Source organism: Paraoerskovia sediminicola, from assembly GCF_030296575.1.
In the GTDB taxonomy this organism is placed as follows: domain Bacteria; phylum Actinomycetota; class Actinomycetes; order Actinomycetales; family Cellulomonadaceae; genus Paraoerskovia; species Paraoerskovia sediminicola.
Map to the genome: position 1 here is coordinate 1,804,315 of NZ_AP027729.1, position 20,848 is coordinate 1,825,162.

A 20,848-nucleotide genomic window follows, 5' to 3' on the forward strand; every position below is an offset into this window, starting at 1 on the left:
CACGCGGAGCTGGGGACGTGAGTGGGAGACTGCTCCGATGCGGGTCGACAGCTGGTTGTGGGCGGTGCGCCTGGCGAAGAGCCGGTCGCAGGCGACGGCGCGCTGCCGTGCCGGGCACGTCAAGGTCAACGGCGTCCGCGCCAAGCCCGCCACGACGGTGAAGGTCGGTGACCGGGTGACCTACCGCGACCCCGAGCGCGACCGCGTCATCGAAGTCGTCGAGCTCGTCGCGAAGCGGGTCGGCGCCCCGATCGCCGTGAAGTGCTACCTCGACCACAGTCCGCCCGTCCCGACCAAGGTGGAGCGGGCCGCCGTCGGCATCCGGGATCGCGGCGCGGGGCGCCCCACCAAGCGCGAGCGCCGCGAGATCGACCGGCTGCGCGGACGCGACTGACGGCTCCACGCCGCCGGTTGCCGGCCGGTTCTCGGCCCGTTGTCGGCGAGTTGTCGGCGATGTTGCTCGCCAGTGCCCGGCAGGGTTGCCCGCCAGTGCCCGCCAGTGCCCGGCAGGCGCGACCGGCACCGCGGTGGAACAGTGGCCGCATGAGCGCCTCCAAGTACGGCCGGGCCCTGCTCCTGCGACACGGGGAGACGGAGTGGAGCCGGATCGGGCAGCACACCGGCCGCACCGACCTGCCGCTGACGGCCCGCGGGGAGGAGCAGGCCCGTGACGCGCACGAGGCGCTCGCGGGCATGTATTTCGCCGAGGTCGTCTCCTCCCCGCTCCAGCGAGCGCGGCGGACGGCGGAGCTCGCCGGGTTCCCGGACCCGAAGATCGACCCGCACCTGGTCGAGTGGGACTACGGGCCGACCGAGAGCCTGTCGACGCTCGAGGTGCGCGAGGAGACGGACAGCCTCTGGGACATCTGGATCGACGGCGTCGACATCGTGGTCGACCAGGGTCGTGTGCGTGAGCGCATCGCTGCGGCGGGGGCGGGCGAGTCACCGGCTCCGGGCCGGCCCGAGGGGGAGACGGTCGCCGAGGTCGGACGGCGGGCCGGCGCCGCGGTGCGGCGCGTCATCCCGGCGTTGCACGCCGGGGAGGACGTGCTGATCGTCGCCCACGGGCACTTCCTGCGGGTGCTGACGGCGGTGTGGCTGGGCCTCCACCCCGCCGACGGAGCGCACTTCGCGCTCGAGACCGCCGCGGTGAGCACCCTCGCCTTCGAGCGGGACAGGCACGTGCTCGCCGGATGGAACGTGCACCGCCGAGGGTGACCGGTGCGCTCAGGCGTCGCGACGGGTGATCGGCGAGCTCTGGCGCCGCGACGGGTGACCGGTGGGCTCAGGCGCCGCGACGGATCTCGGTCGCGGCCAGCGGCGAGGTGGAGACCCCGGGCGAGATCGGGCGGACCTCGGCCTCCAGGTCGTGCGCGAGCGAGGGCTCGGGGTCGGACCAGCCGCGGCCCTTGAGGTGCAGCACGGAGGCCAGTGCACCCACGGTCGCGGGGACGGTCGGTGAACCGGTCACTGTGCCGGTCGTCGTGCCGGTAGCACGATCGGTGTCGAGCGAGCGGGCGGTCGCTCCCTGGCTCGCAGTCACGACCTGCTGCCCGGCGCCGCTCGACGTGGCGCGCAGCACGAGGCCGACGGTCACGGCCGCGGTCAGGCCGAAGGTCGCCAGCGCGAGTCCGGTGTACCAGAACGCAGCCAGGAGGCCGACGGTGGTCCCGCCGATCACCGCTACGCCGGTGCCGCTCCACAGGATGCGGCTCATGATTCCCCCAGGGTCGGAGTGGGTCGAGCTCGTCTCACCATCAAGAGAACGTGGTCGAAGGCGGTAGCGCACGCTCACGCGGGGTGAAACGGCACATCGTGACCGGATCGATAGGATCGGGCGGCACATCACACGACGGGAGCGCGCACGACATGGGTGACAGCTCGGGTGACAGCTCGGTCGTGGGACCCCGGGAGGTCCCGGCGGCGCAGGTGATGCAGATCGGCGAGGTCGCCGAGCGCACCGGCCTGTCGCTGCGGTCGATCCGCTACTACGAGGAGGTCGGTCTCGTCCTCCCGTCGGCGCGGTCGCACGGCGGGTACCGCCTGTACACGCCGGCCGACCTGCAGCGGTTCGGCGTCGTGATGGGCATGAAGCCCCTGGGCTTCTCCCTCGAGGAGATGCGCGACCTGCTGGGTGCGCTCGACGCGCTCGAGCAGGAGTCGGACGGCGCCGCGCGGGACGCGCTCCTGGCTCGGCTCGCGGAGTTCCACGCCCGGGCGGACGAGCGCTGCGCGTCGCTGCGCCGCAAGCTCGGTACGGCCGAGGCGCTGTCCGAGCGGCTCGGTGGACTGCTCGACGAGCACGGTCCGGTGTGACGGACGTCTCGCCGACACAACCCTGACGCGACGGTAGGGTTGGGCGCGGCCCGAGCTGCGCCGTCCGACACCCACGCCGGACCGCGGCCCGTGCCACCCGCGCGGACGACCGCGCCCCAGACCTTCCCGGCGAACGCTCCCGGAGCCGCCGGACACCCAGGGTGACCGATCGTGGCCGTGCGGACCGGCACGCGCGACGAGCACCCGCCCCGAACGGACGGAACTCGACATGGCCACCACGGCCCCCGCGCCCAGGCCGGCGCCCGCACCCCCGAGGCCGACACCGCCAACTCGGTGCTCGCCGCCCTCAAGTCCCCTCGCATGCTGCGCACGGAGGTCCTCGCCGGCCTCGTCGTCGCGCTCGCCCTGATCCCCGAGGCGATCAGCTTCTCGATCATCGCGGGCGTCGACCCGCGCGTCGGGCTCTTCGCGTCGTTCACGATGGCGGTCTCGATCGCGTTCCTCGGCGGACGCCCGGCGATGATCTCGGCCGCGACCGGAGCCATCGCGCTCGTCGTCGCGCCGGTCATGGCCGAGCACGGCTACGACTACCTGATCGCCACCGTCCTGCTCGGCGGCGTCATCCAGGTGCTGCTCGGCGTGCTCGGCGTCGCGAAGCTCATGCGGTTCATCCCGCGCTCGGTGATGGTGGGCTTCGTCAACGCGCTCGCGATCCTCATCTTCTCCGCCCAGCTGCCGCAGCTGATCGGCGTCCCGTGGCTCGTCTACCCGATGGTCGCCGTCGGCATCGCGATCATGGTCTACCTGCCGCGCGTGACCAAGGTGATCCCGGCCCCGCTGGTCGCGATCGTGCTGCTCACCGCGATCACGATCGCCGCGGCGGTCGCGGTCCCGAACGTCGGCGACGAGGGCGACCTGCCCGACAGCCTGCCCTCGCTGTTCGTCCCGGACGTGCCGCTGAACCTCGAGACGCTGAAGATCATCGGCCCCTACGCGGTCGCGATGGCGCTCGTCGGGCTCATGGAGTCGCTCATGACGGCCAAGCTCGTCGACGACGTCACCGACACCCACTCGAACAAGACCCGCGAGGCCTGGGGCCAGGGCGCCGCCAACGTCATCACCGGCTTCTTCGGCGGCATGGGTGGCTGCGCGATGATCGGCCAGACGATGATCAACGTGAAGGCCTCGGGTGCGCGCACCCGCATCTCGACCTTCCTCGCCGGCGTGTTCCTGCTGATCCTGGTCGTCGGGCTCGGCGACATCGTCGGTCTCATCCCGATGGCGGCCCTGGTCGCCGTGATGATCATGGTGTCGGTCGGCACGTTCGACTGGCACTCGATCCGTCCCAGCACGCTGCGCCGCATGCCCAAGAGCGAGACGACCGTCATGGTCACGACGGTGATCGTCACCGTCGCGACCGACAACCTCGCGATCGGCGTCGTCGTCGGCGTGGTGGTCGCCTCCGTGCTCTTCGCGCAGCGCGTCGCGCACTTCACGACCGTCACGCGCCTCGACCAGCCCGGTACCGGCGCCGGTATCGAGGGTGGCGCGGGCTCCGGCGACGGGACCGACTCCGGGTCCGGTGACGACGAGACGACCCGGGTGTACGCCGTCCGGGGCGAGCTCTTCTTCGCCTCCTCGAACGACCTCGTGTACCAGTTCGACTACGCCGGCGACCCCGACCGCGTCGTCATCGACATGACCGACGCGCACATCTGGGACGCCTCGACGGTCGCCACGCTCGACGCGATCACCCACAAGTACGCGTCCAAGGGCAAGTCCGTCGAGATCCGCGGCCTCAACGACGACTCGGCGGAGCGCCACGGACGTCTCGCCGGGAACCTCGGCGGCGGGCACTGACCGTCCGGTCGGGCAACACTGAGGCGGTGCCCGACGAGACGACCGCCCGCCGCCAGCGTGCGCTGGTCGCTGTCGTCGTCGTCCTGGCGCTCGCCGTGTGGTTCTCGGCCACCGCGGTGGTCCCGACGCTGCGCGCCGAGTGGGGCATCACCGCCACCGAGGCGGTGTGGCTGACGGCGTCGGTGCAGATCGGGTTCGCCGTCGGCGCGCTGCTCTCGGCCGGCCTGAACCTCGCGGACCGGTTCCCGCCGCAGCACCTGCTCGCCGTCTCGGCGGCGGCCGCCGCGCTGTGCACCGTGGCGCTGGCGGTGGTGGCCGACGGGCTCGCGGTCGCCGTGCCGCTCCGACTGCTCACCGGCTTCTTCCTGGCCGGCGTGTACCCGGTCGGCATGAAGCTCACCGTGTCCTGGTCGCCGGGGCGCGCCGCGGGACAGCGATGGGGCTGCTCCTCGGGGCGCTGACCGTCGGGTCGGCGCTGCCGCACGTGATCGGTCTGCTGCCGTTCGACTGGCGGCTGCTCGTCGGGACGGCGGCCGGCACGGCCCTCCTCGGTGCGCTGCTGAGCGCCCTGCTGCTGCGACCCGGCCCGCACCTGCCGCGTGCCGCCGTCCGCCCCCGACCGCGCGCCGCACTCGAGATGTTCCGCGTCCGCAGGCAGCGCCTCGTCAACATCGGGTACCTCGGCCACATGTGGGAGCTCTACGCGATGTGGGCGTGGTTCGCGACGTTCCTCCTCGCCGCGCAGGGCTCGCAGGTGGGGGACGTCGGCCCGGCGGTCGGGATCGCCGTCTTCGGCGCGATCGGGGTCGGGGGCTCGCCGGCTGCGTGGTCGGGGGTCGTGTCGCCGACCGCGTCGGGAGGGCGAGGACCGCCGAGGCCGCGCTGTGGGTCAGCGGGGCGTGCTGCGTGCTCGCGCCGCTCGCGTTCGTCGCCCCGGTCCCGGTGATCGCGGCCTTCGGCCTCGTGTGGGGCTTCGCGGTGATCGCCGACTCCGGCCTGTTCTCGACGATGCTGAGCGACGAGGTCGACGCGCGCTACGTCGGCACGGCGCTCGCCGCGCAGACGGCGGCCGGGTTCCTCCTGACTGTCGTGACGATCCAGCTCGTGCCCGTCGTCGCCGGCCACCTCGGGTGGCAGTGGGCGTTCCTCGTCCTCGTCCCCGGACCCGTCGCGGGGGTGCTCGCGCTGCGGGCGTACCGGCGCGGCGTGAGCCCCGGAACTGCAGCGTTGTGACCTGTGCCATAGGGCAGGACGCGACAGTTTGGCAGAATGGCCGGGTGCGAGACGGTACGACCGACCACTCGAGCCCCGCTGCCACGGCTGCGGGGACGCTGCCGTACGCCGTGCGTGGCGCCACGGAGGACGACCTCCAGGGCATCGCCGACGTCTACGAGCACTACGTGCGCGAGAGCACCGCGACCTTCGAGGAGGTCGCTCCGGACGTCGAGTTCTGGCGCGAGCGCATGGCGTCCACCTACGCCGAGGGCTGGCCGTTCGTCGTCGCGGTGGCGGACGACGGCCGGGTCGTCGGGTGGGCCTACGTCGGCTGGTGGAGGCCTCGCCCCGCGTACCGGTTCACGGTCGAGACCAGCATCTACCTCCTGCCCGAGACCGCGGGCCGAGGCATCGGCAGCGAGCTGCTCGAGCGTGTCGTCGAGGGCGCCGCCGCGGCGGGGGCCCGCGAGGCCGTCGCCGTGATCTCCAGCGGGGCGTCGCCCGCCTCGCGGAAGCTGCACGAGAAGCTCGGGTTCCGCGAGATCGGTCGGCTGACCGACGTCGGGTACAAGCACGGGCAGTGGCTCGACACCGCGATCATGCAGAAGCACCTGCGGCCGGGCTCCGACCACCTCTGACCTGCACCGGCGCGCCGTCATCCGGAACAGAGTCGTCCACAGGCGCGGGGTCCGTCATGGCCGTCCCCAAGCCGCTGTCGCGGCGCGTCCCGCCCGGTGCTCGCGGCCCTAGCGTCCAGCGTCGTGGGTGCCGCCGGGGCGCCCGGGCAGGGGGACGAGATGGTGTGCAGGACGACGGATTCGACGCGAGCGTCGGCGCTCCGGAAGCGGACGGTGACGGCCTGCTGCGCCGTGGCGGTCGTCGCCGGGGTGGTGACCGGTTGTGCCCTGGCCCCGATCTCCGCGGGCCAGGCGTCGGACGGCGAGAGCGAGGTGGGCTCGACCTCGTTCGGTTCTGCCGAGGACGGGGGCGGTGAAAGCTCCGCCGGCGGTGACGACGCAGACGGCTCGGAAGGCGCGGACGGCGGCTCGGACGGCGCTGGTGCAGCGGAGGGCGCAGACGCGGCCACGGTCGACCCGGTCCGCCTCAGCCGGCCAACGGTCGACGCGGGCGTCCGCTACTCGGACGAGCTGAGCGACGACGGGATCGGGCGCTACCGGCAGATCGAGCTGGCGGACGACGCGGAGCTGCTCGACGCGCAGTGGGCCATCGACGCGCTCGCCGACAACGACCCCGGGTGGGACGACTCCGACGTGTCGGCGGCCTACGCGACGGTGATGCGGTTCATGGTGTCCGAGGTGTTCGACTCAGTGCTCTCCGACAACCCGGCGCCCTCGGCGCAGGCCCGCTGGTTCGCGGAGAACAGCCACCGGTTCGACCCGACCATCCGCGACCAGGTCGAGGACGCGCTCGCCACGGAACGTGCGGGAACGGTCGTCGTCGCGGCGAGCGAGGTCATGGGCCGCGGGACGCCGCGCTACTCCGACCGCGGTGGCCGCATCGACCGTGTCCTCGTGTCACCGACAGGGATCACCTGGGGCGAGGAGCAGGAGGCGCTCGGCTTCGACTTCGAGTCGACGTTCTCCCGGCCCGTCGAGACCTGGGGGCGCGACGCCTCCGAGCTCGTGACGGGGACGTTTACCTACTACGTGACCCGGCACGGCGAGGACTGGCTGATCGCGGGATGGCAGAACGACTACGGCACGACGACCTCGACCATCGACACGAGCGAGGACCTGAGCGAGGACAGTGACGGCGAGGGCGCCGGGTCGGGTGGGCCGAGGAGCGGCGACGCGAGCCGGGGCAGGATGGTGGAGTGAGGCCACGGCGGCTGCGTCGGCCATGATGGCTCTCGTGGGCAGAGACGGCTCTCGAGGGCAGACGACTGCCATGACGGCCACGACAGCGACGACGGGTACGACTCGCACGACGGAAGAGGTAAGCGTGAGCTCCACCATCCGATTGACCACCCTCGGGCACTCGTGCGTGCTCGTCGACGTCCGGAGCGGCTCCGGGGCGCTCGCGAGGATCATGCTCGACCCCGGCAACCTGACTCCTCCGCTCGACGCCGTCGACGGCCTGGATGCGGTCCTCGTGACCCACGCCCACCCGGACCACGTCGACGCGGAGCAGGTACGGCGTCTGCAGTCGGCCGGTCCCGTGGCCGTCCACGGAGACCCGAGCACCGCGAGCGTCCTCGAGGACGTCGGCGCGAACGGCGTGGTCGTCACCGGTCCCGGGACGCTGAAGATCGCCGGTGTCTCGGTCGAGGTGTCCACCTCGGCGCACGAAGAGGTCTACCCGGGGGTGCCGGTCCCCGCGAACCTCGCCTACCGGATTGCAGACCGGGTCTTCGCGCCGGGCGATGCGTTCGCGGTGCCCGAGTTCGACGTCGACGTGCTCCTCCTGCCGACCGGCGCGCCGTGGATGAAGCTCTCGGAGTCGATCGATTACCTGCGAGCGGTCGCGCCGCGCGTCGCCGTCCCGGTGCACGACGCCGGACTCGCCACGGCGCACCGGGAGCTCCATCGCGGGTTGATGGAGAAGTTCGCGCCGGAGGGCACGACGGTGCTGCGTCCCGAGGTCGGCGAGTCGTTCGACCTCTGACCAGCGCTGGGTGCGGGTCGGCGGACCTAGAGCTCCTCGGGTGCCGCGTCCTCGTTCCGGAGCCGGGGCTCGGTGCGGAACTCCGGGACCATCCCGGCCTTGTCCGCGTAGAACGCGCGGATCCGGTCCATGTCGGCGGCCACGTCGCCGGTGAGCTCCAGGGTCGGCCCGAGCCCGGTCGTCATCGTCGGGCGGTCGACGAACCCGAGGGTGAGCGGCAGGCCCGCCTGTTGCGCGATGCGGTAGAAGCCGGACTTCCAGTAGTCGCCGGCGCCCCGGGTGCCCTCCGGGGTCACGACGAGCGCGAACGTCTCGCCGGAGCGCAGACGCTCGAGAACCTCCTCCACGACCCGGCTCGGGTCTCGGCGGTCCACGGCGATGCCGCCCAGGCCGCGCATGATCGGGCCGCGCCATCCCGTGAACAGGGTGTGCTTGCCGAGCCAGCGCACCGGGATCCGCGCGTCCCACGTGATCGCGAGCATGATCACGAAGTCCCAGTTCGACGTGTGCGGGGCGCCGATGAGCAGGCGCGGGCGGTCGACGGCAGGCGACTCACGGATGAGCGTGTAGCGGCTGAACCGCCAGTAGATGCTGGCGAGCGCGTGGCGGATCATGGCGCAACGGTACGGGGCGGCGCCGAGTTCTGCGGTCCGCCGGACCTCGGCCCCGGCCTCGTCGACGACCGGCGCTAGTCTCGCGTGATGGAAGAGCCGGGAGACGAGCCGTCGGCGTCCCGCGTCGCCGCAGGGATCGCGATCCGGACGTGCGGGTGGTGCCTCCTGATCCTGTACGCGACCCTCCTGCTGCTCGTCGTGGTCTTCGCCGTCGCCGGTCCGGCCGAGGACGTCGGCCCGGTGGCGTACGTCGCGGCGCTGGCAGCGATACCCGTCACGCTCCTGACGGTCGTGGTCGGCTGGCCGGTCGGATGGCTCGTCGCCTACGGCATGCGCGACGTCGTCGGCGTCGCGAAGCACGTGGGGGCGCTCGCCGTGGTGGGCGCGGTCCTGGCTGCGGTGATCGTGATGCTCGTCGGGATCCTCCAGCCGACGCCGGGGCTCGCGGCGGTGTTCGCCGTGGCCGGCGCGCTCGGAGCGGGTGGCGGGCGCCTGATCGAAGACCGCCGTCGGCGCCGTCGGCAGGACACACCCGCGGTACCGCCGGGGCGCTAGCTGTCCGACCCGCCCTTGTCCGTCGTCTTGTACGGGACGCCCTGGCGGTCGTACGTCGTCCACTCGCCGACCTGCTCGCCGTCGCGGAGCGTCCCCGAGCGCATCATCGTGCCGTCGAGCCGGAACCACTCCCAGTACCCCTGGGGGACGGTCCCGAGCATCGGACCGCGCCCGCGCACGGTGCCGTCCTTGTGCCGCTCGACGTGCTCGTGCACCTCGGTCGCCGGGGGAGCGCCCGGTTCGTGCGCCGGGTCGGGGCAGTGCGGGGTCGGGTTGGTCGTGCTCATGAGGTCATCGTGCCTCACGCCGCGAGGTGCCCGCCGGGCCGGTCACCGCCGCACTCGGTGGTGCAGATGGACGACCCCGCACGCGAAGCGACACTCGTGGACGAGCTCCAGGTCCAGCCGGACGCCGTCGGGCAGCGCCCGCAGCCCGCTGCCGACGAGCACGGGGTGGAGGAACAGGTGCACGTCGTCGACGATCCCGGCTGTGAACGCGTGGGCGGCGAGGGTCGGGCCGTCGATGGCGACGTCCCGCACGGCGGCGTCCGTGGCGGCGCGGACGGCCGCGGCGTCGAATCCCCGCTCCAGCGTCGTCCGGGGCGTGGACGGCGGCTCGATCGTCGTCGAGTGGACGACCTTGTCAGCGGAGCGCCAGATCTCGGCGAAGTCGTTCATCTCCGGCGGCTCGTCGGGGCCGGTCGGGAGGTCCTGCCACACCTTCATCACGTCCCAGGTGCGCCGGCCGTGGTGGAAGGTGCCGATGCCGCGGGACAGGTCGTTGATGTACGCGTGCACCTCGGCGTCGGGCTCGGCGAAGGTGAAGTCGCCGTCGCTGTCGGCGATGAAGCCGTCGAGCGAGGCGATCGCGGAGTACACGAGGCGCGCCATGAGGCGATGATCCCCGCTGTCCCGGCGTCCGCAACCCAGGCCCGCGGGGATTCTGAGCGCAGATAGGACGAATGAAACGTTCTTTCTGACTAGCCGTTGACAAAACAACCTGACGTCCGTACGGTTCCCCACATGTCGACGACGACCGGGGTCAACGCAGAGGTGCGCCGCGCGAACGAGCAGAGGGTGCTCGTCGCGCTACGAGTGGAGGGAGCCCTGAGCCGGGCCGCCCTCGCGAAGCGGGTGGGGCTGTCGCGGACGACGCTGTCGGAGATCACGGCGGACCTCCTCGGGCGCGGCGCGATCACGAAGGTCGACACCGATGCGGACGTGCGTCGTGGCAGTGGGCGCCCGGCCGAGCGGCTCGCTCTGGATCCGTCCGCGGGGCAGTACCTCGGCGTGGACTTCGGGCACCGACGCGTGCACGTGGCCATCGCCAACGCCTCGCACGAGATCGTCGCGTCCGGACTCGTCCGCTACGACGACTCGACGCCCTGGGACGACCGGCTCGATCTCGCGTTCGACGCCGTCGACGCGCTCACGGTCGAGCACGGCCTGCACCTGGGTGCACTCCAGGCCGTCGGCATCGGCGTGCCGGGCCCCTACACGGGGGCACGCCCGGGCGACGCGGCCCCGGTCGCCTGGAACCGCGACGCCACCCCGGTCGGCGTCGACGAGGCCTTCGCCCAGCGGTACGACGCTCCCGTGGTCGTCGACAACAACACCCGCCTGGCGGCACTCGCCGAGGCGGTGTCCGGGCCCGACGGCCCCAGCGACCTGACCTACGTCAGGCTGTCGGACGGCGTCGGCGGCGGTCTCGTGGTCGACGGACGCCTGGTCCGTGGATCACGGGGATTCGCCGGCGAGCTCGGTCACGTGACCTCCGACCCCGGCGGAGTCCTCTGCCGTTGCGGCAAGCGGGGGTGCCTCGAGACGGTCGCCTCCGTCCCCGCGATCCTCGCGGCGTGCCGGAGCCGTGGGGCGGACGTCGAGGACCTCGACGGCCTCGCCGTCGCCGTGGATCGCGCCGACCCGGTGGTCGACGCCGTCCTGCGCGAGGTCGGTGCCGCGGTCGGGCGTGTGCTCGGGGCAGCAGCCATGACCCTGGACCCCACCGAGGTGGTCATCGGCGGCGAGATCGTGCACGTCGCCCCGGTGATCGTCGAGCAGGCCGCCTCGACCCTCCGGTACGAGCTCCATTCGATCCCGACCTCTGACGCGTGCACCGTGCGCGCCGGTCGGCTCCGCGACAGCGACGGCGCACAGGGCGCCCTCGCCGCGACATTCCACCAGTCCCCACTGCTCGCGGGCTACCCGGAACCCGGGTCGTTCGGCGCGAGCGAGACGCAAAGGAGCGCACAGTGACCACCTCGACCTACAGCGTGGCGCGCAACGGGCCGGAGCCCGGCGGCGACGCCGTCGCCGCCGGGACGGCCGCGGCCGTCCCGGTCAGCACGGACGGGACGTCCGGTGGCGCGGGCCGCTCGGCTGACGGACCGTCGTCCCCTCGGACGACGACGCGTCGGCGCACGATGGACAAGAAGACCAGGCTCCGCCTGCTCAACGCCTTCTCGATCGTCATGGGCATCGCCACCTGGTGGGTCATGTCGCTCGCCGGGTTCCAGTTCCCGACACCGCCCGAGGTCGTGGAGAAGGCGGGCGAGATGTGGTCGAACGGGATCCTGCAGAAGGACATCCTCGCCAGCCTCGGCCGTGTGCTCACCGGGTTCCTCATCGGCTCGGCGCTCGCGATCCCCGTCGGGTTCCTCATGGGCTGGTACACCGTCGCCCGAGGACTGTTCGAGCCGTGGATCCAGTTCTTCCGCACGATCCCCCGCTCGCGCTGCTCCCGCTCGTCCTCGTGCTGATGGGTATCGGCGAGCTCCCCAAGGTCTTCGTGATCTTCCTCGCGGCGTTCCTCGCGTGCGTCATCTCGACGTACCAGGGCGTCGTCGGGGTCGACAAGACGCTCATCAACGCGGCACGCGTCCTCGGCGCGAAGGACGGCCGCATCTTCGCCCGCGTCGTGGTCCCGGCGTCCACGCCGTTCATCCTCGTGGGCATGCGGGTCGGCCTCGGTTCCGCCTGGGCGACGCTCGTCGCCGCGGAGCTCCTCGCCGCGCAGGCCGGCCTCGGCTACCGGATGCAGCAGGCGCAGCTCTACTACGACCTGGCGACGATCTTCGTCGACATCATCGCGATCGGGATCCTCGGTCTCGTGATGGACCGGCTCCTTCTCCTCGCCGAGACCAAGCTCACCGGATGGCAGGAACGACGATGACGACCACGACCCCCGGACAGCGGACCGAGGCCAAGATCTCCGTCCAGGACGTCCGCAAGACCTTCGACCTCAAGAACGAGGAGTTCGTCGCGCTCGAGCGCGTCAACCTCGACATCTCCGACAACGAGTTCGTGACGGTCGTCGGGCCGTCCGGCTGCGGCAAGTCGACCCTGATGAACATCCTCGCGGGCCTCGACGAGACGACCGCCGGGCACGCCCTGGTGGACGGCACGGAGGTGTCGGGACCCGGACCCGAGCGCGGCGTGATCTTCCAGCAGTACGCGCTCTTCCCGTGGCTCACGGTCCGCAAGAACGTGGAGTTCGGCCTGAAGGTCGCCGGTTACGCCAAGGCGGAACGGCGAGAGCGCGCCGAGCACTTCATCAGGCTCGTCGGGCTCGAGCAGTTCGCGGACGCGCTCCCGAAGATGTTGTCGGGCGGCATGAAGCAGCGCTGCGCGATCGCCCGCGCCTACGCCGTCGACCCGTCGATCCTCCTCATGGACGAGCCGTTCGGGGCGCTCGACGCGCTGACCCGGGTCCGGCTCCAGGAGCAGCTCCTGGAGACCTGGAGCCGCGAGAAGCGCACCGTCGTGTTCATCACGCACGACGTCGACGAGGCCGTGTTCCTCGCCAACCGTGTCGTGGTCATGGCCGCGCGCCCGGGGCGGATCTACGACGTCATCGACATCGACCTGCCGTACCCCCGCACCGAGGAGGTCCGCCTCAGCCCCGAGTTCGCGGAGCTGCGCAACCGGATCTGGACCTCCGTCTACCACCAGACGCCCGGCACCGCTGCCGACGCGTCGGCCACCGCGCGGGTCTGATCCACCCGCCCGACCTGCCTGTTCGACCTGTTCTGCCCCGTTCACCTGCCTGACCACCCCCAAGGAAGAGGACTGTCATGCGCATCACCAGGAAGACCCTCGGCGTCTCGTTCGTCGCCGCGACCCTCGCTCTCAGCGCTGCGGCGTGCTCGTCCGACTCCGGCGCGGACGCCGCGTCGTCCGGCGACGGCGCCGGCGCGTCGGACGGCGGCAGCTCGGAAGAGACGATCGACGTCAACTTCGGCTTCATCCCCGACTTCAACGGCACGAGCCTGCTGGCCATCGCCGAGGACCAGGGGATGTGGGACGAGCACAACATCGAGATCAACACCCCGTCGTTCACGAACGGCCCCCTCCAGATCCAGGCCCTCGGTACCGGCGACCTGGACTTCGGGTACATCGGCCCGGGCGCCTTCTGGCTGCCGGCGTCGGGCCAGGCGAAGATCGTCGCGATGAACACGCTCGGTCAGGCGGACCGCGTCGTCGGCCAGCCGGGCATCGAGTCCATGGAGGACCTGCGGGGCAAGAAGGTCGCCGTGCCCGAGGGCACCTCGGGCGACATGATCCTCACCCTCGCCCTCCAGGACGCGGGCATGACGAAGGACGACATCGAGGTCGTGCCGATGGAGCCGGCGGCGATCGTCGCAGCGCTCTCGTCGGGCCAGGTCGACGGTGCCGGGCTCTGGTACCCGGCGCTCGCGACCGTCAAGGAGCAGGTGCCGGACCTCGTGGAGATCGCCTCGAACAAGGACTTCGAGGACTCGGTCTCGTTCCCGACGGCCTTCGTGGCGGGCAACGACCTGGTGGCGAACGACCCGGAGAAGGTCGAGCGCGTGCTCGCCGTGCTGCGCGAGGCGATCGACTACCGCGCTGAGAACATGGACAGCGCCATCGAGCTCACCGCGGCGTTCAACGACCTCGCGGTCGAGGACGTCGAGGGCGACGCGGCGAACGTGCAGGTGCTGAGCCTCGACGAGATCGACACGATGACCGAGGACGGCACCGTGGACGGCTGGCTCACCGGCATGGGCGACTACTTCGTCGGCGCGGGCAAGCTGGACGCCCAGGTCGAGCCGTCCGAGTACTACCTCGGTGACATGTTCCTCGAGGCGGGCAAGTGAGCTCGAACCACCTGGGCGGTACCACGTCGGGCGGGGGTCGACCACGTCGGCGCCCCGCCCGGCGCGGAACGTCCTGTTCCTCATGACCGACCAGCACCGGGTCGACACGCTGGGCGCCTACGGGAACGTGCACGCGTCGACCCCGGTGCTCGACGAGCTGGCCCGGACCGGTACCCGGTTCGACCGCTGGTACACGCCGACGGCGATCTGCACGCCGGCGCGCGCCAGCCTCCTGACCGGCCAGGCGCCGTTCCGCCACCGGGTGCTCGCGAACCACGAGCGCAACGTGGGCTACCTGGAGGACCTCGCTCCGGGGACGTTCACCTTCGTGGAGGCCCTCCGTGGCGCCGGGTACAACACTGGCCTCGTCGGCAAGTGGCACGCGGGCACCGAGCGGGCCGCGGCGGACTTCGGGTTCGACGGCCCGGACCTGCCCGGGTGGCACAACCCGGTCGACAACGCCGACTACCTCGCGTACCTCGCCGAGAACGACCTGCCGCCCTACGAGATCAGCGACCGGATCCGCGGCACGCTGCCGAACGGCGGGCCGGGGAACCTGCTCGCCGCGCGTCTCCACCAGCCGGTGGAGGCCACGTTCGAGCACTACCTGGCGACACGGACCATCGAGCTGCTGGAGCGCTACGCGGACGAGTTCCGCAGCGGGGCGCGACCGTTCTTCCTGGAGCTCAACTTCTTCGGCCCGCACCTGCCGTACATCGTCCCGGACGAGTACTTCGACATGGTGGACCCGGCCGACGTGGAGCTCCCGGCGTCGATCGCCGAGACCTTCGAGGGCAAGCCTCCGGTGCAGGCCAACTACAGCGCCCACTGGACGTTCGACACCATGCCGATCGAGGTGACGCGCAAGCTGATCGCGGTCTACTGGGGGTACGTCACCCTCATCGACCAGCAGATCGGCCGGGTCATGGACGCTCTCGAGCGGCTCGGGCTCGTCGACGACACCGCGGTGTTCTTCACGTGCGACCACGGCGAGTTCACGGGGTCGCACCGGCTCCACGACAAGGGCCCGGCGATGTACGAGGACATCTACCGGACGCCCGGGCTCCTGCGGGTGCCCGGTGGTCCCGAAGGGCAGGTGCGGACGGAGTTCGTCAGCCTCCTGGACTGCACCGCGACGATCCTCGACCTCGCCGGGATCGACCCGGCGCCGGCCGTGGACTCGCGGAGCCTCCTGCCGATGGCCGAGGGCCAGGACGTCCCCTGGGACGAGGACATCGTCTGCGAGTTCCACGGGCACCACTTCCCGTACCCGCAGCGGATGCTCCGGGAGGACCGGTACAAGCTGGTGGTGAACCCGGACTCGACGAACGAGCTCTACGACCTGCTCGAGGACCCGGACGAGATGACCAACGTCTACGGCAGGCCCGAGATGGACGAGATCAGGCGTCGGATGATGGGCCGGCTCTACCGGGTCCTGCGCGAGCGGGGCGACAACTTCTACCACTGGATGACCACGATGTACGACGTCGGCGAGGTGGACTACGACCCGACCCAGTCGGGCCTGGACGAGACCACCTACCAGGCGGATCCGGGGGAGAGGGTGACCTTGTGAGGCGCCCGAACGTCGTCCTGATCCTCACGGACGACCACGCCGCGCACGCCATCGGCGCCTACGGGTCAGTGGTGAACGAGACGCCCCGCATCGACGAGGTCGGCGCGGCGGGCCTGCGGCTCGACCGCTGCTATGCGACGAACTCGCTGTGCTCGCCGAGCCGGGCCTCGATCCTCACGGGGACGTACAGCCACGTCAACGGCGTCACGACCCTGTCGACCCCCGTCGACGCGAGCCAGCCCACGTTCGTGTCGCAGCTGCGCGCGGCCGGGTATCGCACCGCCGTCGTCGGCAAGTGGCACATGGGTGACGGGGAGGGGCACGACCCGCAGGGTTTCGACTACTGGGACGTGCTCATCGAGCAGGGCGAGTACCACGACCCGACGTTCCTGTCCGAGGACGGGCTGCGCACCGAGCCGGGCTACGCGACGGACGTCGTGACGGACCTCGGGCTGCGCTGGGCGGAGTCGCTCGACGGCGACGAGCCGTGGTGCCTGCTGCTGTGGCACAAGGCGCCGCACCGGCCGTGGCAGCCGGACGCGGCGCACGCTGACCTCTACACCGCCCCGATCCCGGTGCCGGAGACGTTCACGGACGACTACGCGACGCGCACGTCGTCGTCGCGGCGGGCGGCGATGCGGATCGCCGAGCACCTGAACGCCGAGGACCTCAAGGTCGACCCGCCGCCGGGTCTCGACCAGGACGCGCTGGCGCTGTGGAAGTACCAGCGCTACATGGAGGACTACCTGCGCTGCGTCGCCTCGGTGGACGACAACGTGGGCCGCGTCGTCGACTGGCTGCGCGACCGCGGGGACTTCGAGGACACGCTGCTCATGTATTCGTCCGACCAGGGGTTCTTCCTGGGCGACCACGGGTGGTTCGACAAGCGGTTCATGTACGAGGAGTCGATCCGCATGCCGTTCCTCCTGTCCTACCCGCGCGCACTGCCGGCCGGGGAAAGCCGTGAGGAGCAGGCCCACGACGGGATCGTCACCAACGTCGACCTCGCGAGGACCATCCTCGATGCGGCCGGGGTGGAGCCGCACCCGCGCATGCAGGGCCGCAGCTTCTGGGGCGACCTCACGGGAGCGCAGGACGGCGGCCCTCGCCCTGCGGGCTTCTACTACCGGTACTGGGAGCACGACGACGAGTTCCACAAGGCGCCCGCGCACTACGGGTACCGCGACGACCGCTACAAGATCATCTACTTCTACAACGACGGGCTGGGTCTCGCGGGTACCGGGCCGTTCACCTATTCCGGCGAGTGGGAGATGTACGACCTGCAGGAGGATCCCGAGGAGCTCCGCAACGTCGCCGACGACCCTGCGTACGCGGAGGTGCGTGCCCGGCTGGAGGTCGCGATGTGGAAGGCTCAGGCAGCGGTGGACGACGAGCCGCACCCCGGCCAGCCGGTCCCGGCGGGGATCGCGGCTGCCCAGGGAGGCGACGAGCGGTCGTGAGCGGCGCAGGGCCGAGCGGCCCGGGAGGAGAGGGACGAGCGATGTCGGACGGCGCGGGGCAGGTCGCGATCGACCTGGTGCGGATCGAGGGCGGCACCTTTCGCCTGGGGTCCGAGGACTTCTACCCGGAGGAGGGCCCGGTCGTCGACGCGACGGTCGCGACCTTCGAGCTCGGTCGTCACGCCGTGACCAACCGCGAGTTCGCGCGCTTCGTCGACGCGACCGGCTACGTCACGACGGCGGAGCGTCCGCTCGACCCGGCGGATTTCCCGGGTGTCGACCCGGCGAACCTGGAGCCCGGCTCGCTGGTGTTCACGCCGACGTCGGGGCCGGTGGACCTGCGTGACTGGCGGCAGTGGTGGCGGTGGCAGCCGGGTGCCTGCTGGCACCGGCCGTCGGGCGCCGGCGCGTCGGTCGACGGGCTGGAGAACCACCCGGTCGTCCAGGTCTCGCTCGAGGACGCCTCGGCGTACGCCGCGTGGTGCGGGCTGCGCCTGCCCACGGAGGCCGAGTGGGAGCTCGCAGCCCGTGGCGGCCTGGACGGCGCGACCTACGCCTGGGGCGAGGAGCCGAACGACGGCTCGCGCGCGAACACCTGGCAGGGCCGGTTCCCGTACCGCAACGAGGGCGCCGGCACCGGCGGGTGGGTCGGCACCGCCCCGGTCGGATCGTTCCCGCCCAACGGCTTCGGCCTGTTCGACATGACGGGCAACGTCTGGGAGTGGACCGCGGACGCGTGGACGGACGGCCACGGCGGGCGGGCGACGTCGTCCGACGGCGAGGGGCCGGCCTGCACCTGCGGCTGCAGCCCCGCGGCGGGTCCGCGGTCGGGTCCGGACGACGGACGGCGGGTGCTCAAGGGCGGCTCGCACCTGTGCGCTCCCGAGTACTGCCTGCGCTACCGGCCCGCGGCGCGGTCGCCGCAGACGCCGGACTCGGCGACGACGCACATCGGCTTCCGGGTCGCGCGGTAGTCGGTCACACGATCCGGCCGACCGCGATCACTCCGCGACGGTTCGAGCGGGCCCCTCGGTCGCGCTGCTCGCGGCGGCGGCGGCGTCGACGTCGGTGGCCCGCCGCGACCACGCCCACACGACGAACCCGGCGGTCAGCGCGCCGAGGGTCCCGAGCGTGAGGTCGCCGAGCGTGTCCTGGTAGGCCACGTCGAGCTCGGTGCCCTGGCGGATGAAGGTGAGGTACTCGCCGAGCTCCCAGAGGATCGCGAGGATCGCGCCCGCGCCGGTGACGAGCAGCACCTGCGCCCAGCGTGGCCGGATCCGCCCGGCGATCAGCACCCCGATCCCCGAGAGCAGGAGCAGCCAGTTGAAGTAGTGGTTCGCGTCGTCCCACCAGACGATCGTGTCGTACAGGTTGAAGCTGTTCCCGGTCACGTCGATGAGGAACGGCAGCATGATGAGCGTGAAGGCCGTCCACGGCGGCCTCGCCGCAGCGTCGCGCCGCTTCACGACGACCCACCAGAGCGCCGGCGCGAGCAGCATCATCGCGGGATACGCGACGAGTCTGGCGCCGAACGCCTTGTTCTCGAACCGTGCGATGCCCGGCCACCACTCCGCGACAGCGAGCTGCCCGACGGTGAGCAGCAGGACGAGGATCGGCACCCACACGGGGAGCGAGCGGCGTGTCATGCGCCGGATCGTAGCGGGTCCGGGCCGCGTGGCCGCGGGCAATTGCTGCGAGGATCGAGGGATGGACACCTCGTCGCGTGACTGGGCCGACACCGCGATCTGGTGGCACGTGTACCCGCTGGGGTTCGTCGGGGCGCAGACGACGCCCGGCGACCCGGGAGCGCGACCGGTCGAGCACACGCTCGGGCGGCTGACCGCCTGGCTCGACGACCTCGTCGCTCTCGGGTGCAACGGGCTGCTGCTGGGGCCGGTGTTCGCCTCGGAGTCGCACGGGTACGACACCGTCGACCACCGCCGCGTGGACCCGCGCCTCGGCGACGACGCCGACCTCGACGCGCTGGTCGCCGCCTGCCGCGAGCGCGGCGTCCGCGTGCTGCTCGACGGCGTCTTCAACCACGTCGGCCGCGGGCACCCGTGGTGGCGGGCGGCGGTCGAGGCGGGTCCCGGCTCCCCGGAGGCGGCGCGGTTCCGCTCCGGTGACGGCGAGCGGGTGGTGGACGGCGTCCCGGTCGTCCCGTTCGAGGGTCACGACGCGCTCGTCACGCTCGACCACGCGAACCCCGAGGTCGTCTCCGAGGTCGCCGACGTCATGGCGCACTGGCTCGACCGGGGGATCGACGGGTGGCGGCTCGACGCGGCGTATGCCGTGGACCCGGAGTTCTGGCGGGCGACGGTCGGTCCGCTGCGCGAGCGGTTCCCGGCGGCGTGGTTCGTGGGCGAGATGATCCACGGCGACTACGTCGCGTACGTCGAGGAGTCCGGGCTCGACTCGGTCACCGAGTACGAGCTCTGGGCGGCCGTGCGGGGCGCGATCTCGTCGCTGAACCTCTTCGAGCTGTCGTGGACCCTGGGTCGTCACGACGGGTTCGCCGAGCGCTTCCTGCCGCAGACGTTCCTCGGGAACCACGACGTGACGCGGCTCGCGTCGGCGCTCGACCCGCGGCACGTCGGGCACGCGGTCGCGATCCTGTTCTTCGTGGCCGGTGCGCCCTCGGTCTACGCGGGCGACGAGCGCGGCCTGACCGGGGTCAAGGAGGAGCGGTTCGGCGGGGACGACGCCGTACGCCAGGAGTTCCCGGCAGACCCGGGCGAGTGGCCGCCGTCCGACATCTACCGGACCCACCAGGAGGCCATCGCCTTCCGGCGCCGCAACCCCTGGCTCGCCCGCGCCACGATCGAGGTCCAGGACCTGACGAACACCTCGGCGGTGCTCGTGGCGAGCGGGCCGGCGGGGGAGCGGGCCGAGCTCGCGCTCAACCTCGGGGACGACGTCGCCCGCGGGGCCTCCGGAGAGATCGCCCCGCACGCGTGGCGGTTGCGCGGGCCTCAGGAGGTCTGAGGCTCGCCGCGACGTCGGCCCGGTGCCGGGGCGCCCTCGGGCTCGTCCTCGAACTGACCGAGCCATCGCGTCAGCAGGCGGGTCAGCGTCGCCCGCTCGTCGTCGTCGAACCCCTCGAGCAGACGGTGCTCGTTCGCCATGTGCGCGGTGAACGCCGCGTCGATCGTCTCCAGCCCTGCCGGGGTGAGCCCGACGACCCTGGCCCGCGCGTCGCCGTCCGACACCCGCCGCGAGACCAGGCCGGCGCGTTCGAGCCGGTCGACCCGTTTCGACATGGCGCCGGTCGTGACCATCGTGCTGCGGGCGAGCTCGCCGGGCGCGCGCTCGTACGGTGCGCCCGCGCGCCGCAGGGCGGCGAGCACGTCGAACTCGCCCTCGCCCAGGCCGTGCGCCTCGTAGACGGCGGTCAGCTCGTCGGTGAGGTGGCCCGCGACGCGGTGCAGCCTGCCGATCGTCCCTTGCGGGCTCACGTCGAGGTCGGGGCGCTCACGTGCCCACTCGGCCTGGATGCGGTCCACCCTGTCGCTCATCGGAGGAATATATCTTCTCCGGAAGCGATTATGTCTTC

General features: G+C 71.9%; 26 protein-coding genes. 20 read left to right on the forward strand and 6 right to left on the reverse strand.

Features of this window, described 5'->3' with window-relative positions:
* Positions 1–37 precede the first annotated feature (37 nt).
* Positions 38–394: an RNA-binding S4 domain-containing protein gene (locus tag QUE47_RS08380; RefSeq protein WP_286216906.1), complete on the forward strand. Its 357-nt coding sequence runs from the start codon at positions 38–40 to the stop codon at positions 392–394.
* A 149-nt stretch (positions 395–543) separates the two neighbouring features.
* Entirely contained in the window at positions 544–1,218 is a 675-nt protein-coding gene (locus QUE47_RS08385; protein ID WP_286216907.1) for a histidine phosphatase family protein, read from the forward strand.
* A 67-nt stretch (positions 1,219–1,285) separates the two neighbouring features.
* On the opposite strand, the gene QUE47_RS08390 is transcribed toward QUE47_RS08385, so the two are convergent.
* A complete protein-coding gene (locus QUE47_RS08390; protein WP_286216908.1) occupies positions 1,286–1,717 on the reverse strand; it encodes a hypothetical protein in 432 nt (143 codons plus the stop codon).
* A gap of 152 nt (positions 1,718–1,869) precedes the next feature.
* Here QUE47_RS08390 and QUE47_RS08395 point away from each other — a divergent pair, with 152 nt between their 5' ends.
* From QUE47_RS08395 to QUE47_RS08430, 8 genes are all read left to right on the forward strand, one after another.
* Positions 1,870–2,316: a MerR family transcriptional regulator gene (locus tag QUE47_RS08395; protein ID WP_286216909.1), complete on the forward strand. Its 447-nt coding sequence runs from the start codon at positions 1,870–1,872 to the stop codon at positions 2,314–2,316.
* 321 nt (positions 2,317–2,637) lie between these two features.
* Positions 2,638–4,137, forward strand: coding sequence for a SulP family inorganic anion transporter (locus QUE47_RS08400; protein ID WP_434019762.1), 1,500 nt, complete (start codon positions 2,638–2,640; stop codon positions 4,135–4,137).
* A gap of 26 nt (positions 4,138–4,163) precedes the next feature.
* Complete coding sequence (locus QUE47_RS08405; protein WP_286216910.1) at positions 4,164–4,598, forward strand: MFS transporter; 435 nt, start codon at positions 4,164–4,166, stop codon at positions 4,596–4,598.
* Positions 4,574–5,083, forward strand: a complete 510-nt coding sequence (locus tag QUE47_RS08410) for a hypothetical protein (RefSeq protein ID WP_286216911.1) — start codon at positions 4,574–4,576, stop codon at positions 5,081–5,083. Before QUE47_RS08405 ends, QUE47_RS08410 begins: the two co-directional genes overlap by 25 nt.
* Positions 5,044–5,370 carry an MFS transporter gene (locus tag QUE47_RS08415; protein WP_286216912.1) on the forward strand — a complete coding sequence of 109 codons (327 nt, stop codon included), beginning with the start codon at positions 5,044–5,046 and terminating at the stop codon, positions 5,368–5,370. The genes QUE47_RS08410 and QUE47_RS08415 overlap by 40 nt, the downstream gene beginning before the upstream one ends.
* A gap of 44 nt (positions 5,371–5,414) precedes the next feature.
* A complete protein-coding gene (locus QUE47_RS08420; RefSeq protein WP_286216913.1) occupies positions 5,415–5,990 on the forward strand; it encodes a GNAT family N-acetyltransferase in 576 nt (191 codons plus the stop codon).
* A 213-nt stretch (positions 5,991–6,203) separates the two neighbouring features.
* Entirely contained in the window at positions 6,204–7,190 is a 987-nt protein-coding gene (locus tag QUE47_RS08425; protein ID WP_286216914.1) for a hypothetical protein, read from the forward strand.
* A gap of 124 nt (positions 7,191–7,314) precedes the next feature.
* Entirely contained in the window at positions 7,315–7,977 is a 663-nt protein-coding gene (locus QUE47_RS08430) for an MBL fold metallo-hydrolase (RefSeq protein ID WP_286216915.1), read from the forward strand.
* Between the two features lie 26 nt (positions 7,978–8,003).
* On the opposite strand, the gene QUE47_RS08435 is transcribed toward QUE47_RS08430, so the two are convergent.
* Positions 8,004–8,591: a 1-acyl-sn-glycerol-3-phosphate acyltransferase gene (locus QUE47_RS08435; protein WP_286216916.1), complete on the reverse strand. Its 588-nt coding sequence runs from the start codon at positions 8,589–8,591 to the stop codon at positions 8,004–8,006.
* Positions 8,592–8,678: 87 nt separating this feature from the next.
* Here QUE47_RS08435 and QUE47_RS08440 point away from each other — a divergent pair, with 87 nt between their 5' ends.
* On the forward strand, positions 8,679–9,146 hold the full coding sequence (locus QUE47_RS08440; protein WP_286216917.1) for a hypothetical protein: 468 nt from the start codon (positions 8,679–8,681) through the stop codon (positions 9,144–9,146).
* Here the strand turns inward: QUE47_RS08440 and QUE47_RS08445 are convergent.
* Positions 9,143–9,433 carry a toxin-antitoxin system YwqK family antitoxin gene (locus QUE47_RS08445; RefSeq protein WP_286216918.1) on the reverse strand — a complete coding sequence of 97 codons (291 nt, stop codon included), beginning with the start codon at positions 9,431–9,433 and terminating at the stop codon, positions 9,143–9,145. The two genes, QUE47_RS08440 and QUE47_RS08445, sit on opposite strands and share 4 nt — an antisense overlap.
* Before the next feature lie 42 nt (positions 9,434–9,475).
* Positions 9,476–10,036, reverse strand: coding sequence for a dihydrofolate reductase family protein (locus QUE47_RS08450; protein ID WP_286216919.1), 561 nt, complete (start codon positions 10,034–10,036; stop codon positions 9,476–9,478).
* A gap of 132 nt (positions 10,037–10,168) precedes the next feature.
* On the opposite strand from QUE47_RS08450, the gene QUE47_RS08455 reads away from it, so the two are divergent.
* The 8 genes from QUE47_RS08455 (at position 10,169) to QUE47_RS08490 (ending at position 18,269) form a co-directional block, all read left to right on the forward strand.
* A complete protein-coding gene (locus QUE47_RS08455; RefSeq protein WP_286216920.1) occupies positions 10,169–11,401 on the forward strand; it encodes an ROK family transcriptional regulator in 1,233 nt (410 codons plus the stop codon).
* A complete protein-coding gene (locus QUE47_RS08460; protein WP_286216921.1) occupies positions 11,398–11,904 on the forward strand; it encodes an ABC transporter permease in 507 nt (168 codons plus the stop codon). The genes QUE47_RS08455 and QUE47_RS08460 overlap by 4 nt, the downstream gene beginning before the upstream one ends.
* Positions 11,844–12,317, forward strand: coding sequence for an ABC transporter permease (locus QUE47_RS08465; RefSeq protein WP_286216922.1), 474 nt, complete (start codon positions 11,844–11,846; stop codon positions 12,315–12,317). The genes QUE47_RS08460 and QUE47_RS08465 overlap by 61 nt, the downstream gene beginning before the upstream one ends.
* Positions 12,314–13,141 carry an ABC transporter ATP-binding protein gene (locus QUE47_RS08470; RefSeq protein WP_286216923.1) on the forward strand — a complete coding sequence of 276 codons (828 nt, stop codon included), beginning with the start codon at positions 12,314–12,316 and terminating at the stop codon, positions 13,139–13,141. The genes QUE47_RS08465 and QUE47_RS08470 overlap by 4 nt, the downstream gene beginning before the upstream one ends.
* A 77-nt stretch (positions 13,142–13,218) precedes the next feature.
* A complete protein-coding gene (locus tag QUE47_RS08475; RefSeq protein ID WP_286216924.1) occupies positions 13,219–14,262 on the forward strand; it encodes an aliphatic sulfonate ABC transporter substrate-binding protein in 1,044 nt (347 codons plus the stop codon).
* Positions 14,263–14,344: 82 nt separating this feature from the next.
* Positions 14,345–15,835: a sulfatase family protein gene (locus tag QUE47_RS08480; RefSeq protein WP_286216925.1), complete on the forward strand. Its 1,491-nt coding sequence runs from the start codon at positions 14,345–14,347 to the stop codon at positions 15,833–15,835.
* Entirely contained in the window at positions 15,832–17,295 is a 1,464-nt protein-coding gene (locus QUE47_RS08485; RefSeq protein WP_286216926.1) for a sulfatase family protein, read from the forward strand. Before QUE47_RS08480 ends, QUE47_RS08485 begins: the two co-directional genes overlap by 4 nt.
* 41 nt (positions 17,296–17,336) lie before the next feature.
* Entirely contained in the window at positions 17,337–18,269 is a 933-nt protein-coding gene (locus QUE47_RS08490) for a formylglycine-generating enzyme family protein (protein WP_286216927.1), read from the forward strand.
* A 27-nt stretch (positions 18,270–18,296) separates the two neighbouring features.
* Here QUE47_RS08490 and QUE47_RS08495 read toward each other — a convergent pair whose 3' ends face one another.
* A complete protein-coding gene (locus tag QUE47_RS08495) occupies positions 18,297–18,941 on the reverse strand; it encodes a DUF2238 domain-containing protein (protein WP_286216928.1) in 645 nt (214 codons plus the stop codon).
* Positions 18,942–19,002: 61 nt separating this feature from the next.
* Here QUE47_RS08495 and QUE47_RS08500 point away from each other — a divergent pair, with 61 nt between their 5' ends.
* Positions 19,003–20,280, forward strand: a complete 1,278-nt coding sequence (locus tag QUE47_RS08500) for an alpha-amylase family glycosyl hydrolase (RefSeq protein ID WP_286216929.1) — start codon at positions 19,003–19,005, stop codon at positions 20,278–20,280.
* Here the strand turns inward: QUE47_RS08500 and QUE47_RS08505 are convergent.
* Positions 20,268–20,810 carry a MarR family winged helix-turn-helix transcriptional regulator gene (locus QUE47_RS08505; RefSeq protein WP_286216930.1) on the reverse strand — a complete coding sequence of 181 codons (543 nt, stop codon included), beginning with the start codon at positions 20,808–20,810 and terminating at the stop codon, positions 20,268–20,270. The genes QUE47_RS08500 and QUE47_RS08505 overlap by 13 nt on opposite strands.
* Positions 20,811–20,848: the final 38 nt, after the last annotated feature.

Excerpts from the sequence above, each read along its gene's own strand:
- QUE47_RS08475 (WP_286216924.1), top strand. The coding sequence starts at position 13,219 with ATGCGCATCACCAGGAAGACCCTCGGCGTCTCGTTCGTCGCCGCGACC.
- QUE47_RS08505 (WP_286216930.1), bottom strand. The coding sequence starts at position 20,810 with ATGAGCGACAGGGTGGACCGCATCCAGGCCGAGTGGGCACGTGAGCGC.
- QUE47_RS08390 (WP_286216908.1), bottom strand. The coding sequence starts at position 1,717 with ATGAGCCGCATCCTGTGGAGCGGCACCGGCGTAGCGGTGATCGGCGGG.
- QUE47_RS08440 (WP_286216917.1), top strand. The coding sequence starts at position 8,679 with ATGGAAGAGCCGGGAGACGAGCCGTCGGCGTCCCGCGTCGCCGCAGGG.
- QUE47_RS08445 (WP_286216918.1), bottom strand. The coding sequence starts at position 9,433 with ATGAGCACGACCAACCCGACCCCGCACTGCCCCGACCCGGCGCACGAA.
- QUE47_RS08435 (WP_286216916.1), bottom strand. The coding sequence starts at position 8,591 with ATGATCCGCCACGCGCTCGCCAGCATCTACTGGCGGTTCAGCCGCTAC.
- QUE47_RS08470 (WP_286216923.1), top strand. The coding sequence starts at position 12,314 with ATGACGACCACGACCCCCGGACAGCGGACCGAGGCCAAGATCTCCGTC.
- QUE47_RS08410 (WP_286216911.1), top strand. The coding sequence starts at position 4,574 with ATGGGGCTGCTCCTCGGGGCGCTGACCGTCGGGTCGGCGCTGCCGCAC.
- QUE47_RS08450 (WP_286216919.1), bottom strand. The coding sequence starts at position 10,036 with ATGGCGCGCCTCGTGTACTCCGCGATCGCCTCGCTCGACGGCTTCATC.
- QUE47_RS08495 (WP_286216928.1), bottom strand. The coding sequence starts at position 18,941 with ATGACACGCCGCTCGCTCCCCGTGTGGGTGCCGATCCTCGTCCTGCTG.
- QUE47_RS08395 (WP_286216909.1), top strand. The coding sequence starts at position 1,870 with ATGGGTGACAGCTCGGGTGACAGCTCGGTCGTGGGACCCCGGGAGGTC.
- QUE47_RS08490 (WP_286216927.1), top strand. The coding sequence starts at position 17,337 with ATGTCGGACGGCGCGGGGCAGGTCGCGATCGACCTGGTGCGGATCGAG.
- QUE47_RS08380 (WP_286216906.1), top strand. The coding sequence starts at position 38 with ATGCGGGTCGACAGCTGGTTGTGGGCGGTGCGCCTGGCGAAGAGCCGG.
- QUE47_RS08400 (WP_434019762.1), top strand. The coding sequence starts at position 2,638 with ATGCTGCGCACGGAGGTCCTCGCCGGCCTCGTCGTCGCGCTCGCCCTG.
- QUE47_RS08500 (WP_286216929.1), top strand. The coding sequence starts at position 19,003 with ATGGACACCTCGTCGCGTGACTGGGCCGACACCGCGATCTGGTGGCAC.
- QUE47_RS08480 (WP_286216925.1), top strand. The coding sequence starts at position 14,345 with ATGACCGACCAGCACCGGGTCGACACGCTGGGCGCCTACGGGAACGTG.
- QUE47_RS08455 (WP_286216920.1), top strand. The coding sequence starts at position 10,169 with ATGTCGACGACGACCGGGGTCAACGCAGAGGTGCGCCGCGCGAACGAG.
- QUE47_RS08385 (WP_286216907.1), top strand. The coding sequence starts at position 544 with ATGAGCGCCTCCAAGTACGGCCGGGCCCTGCTCCTGCGACACGGGGAG.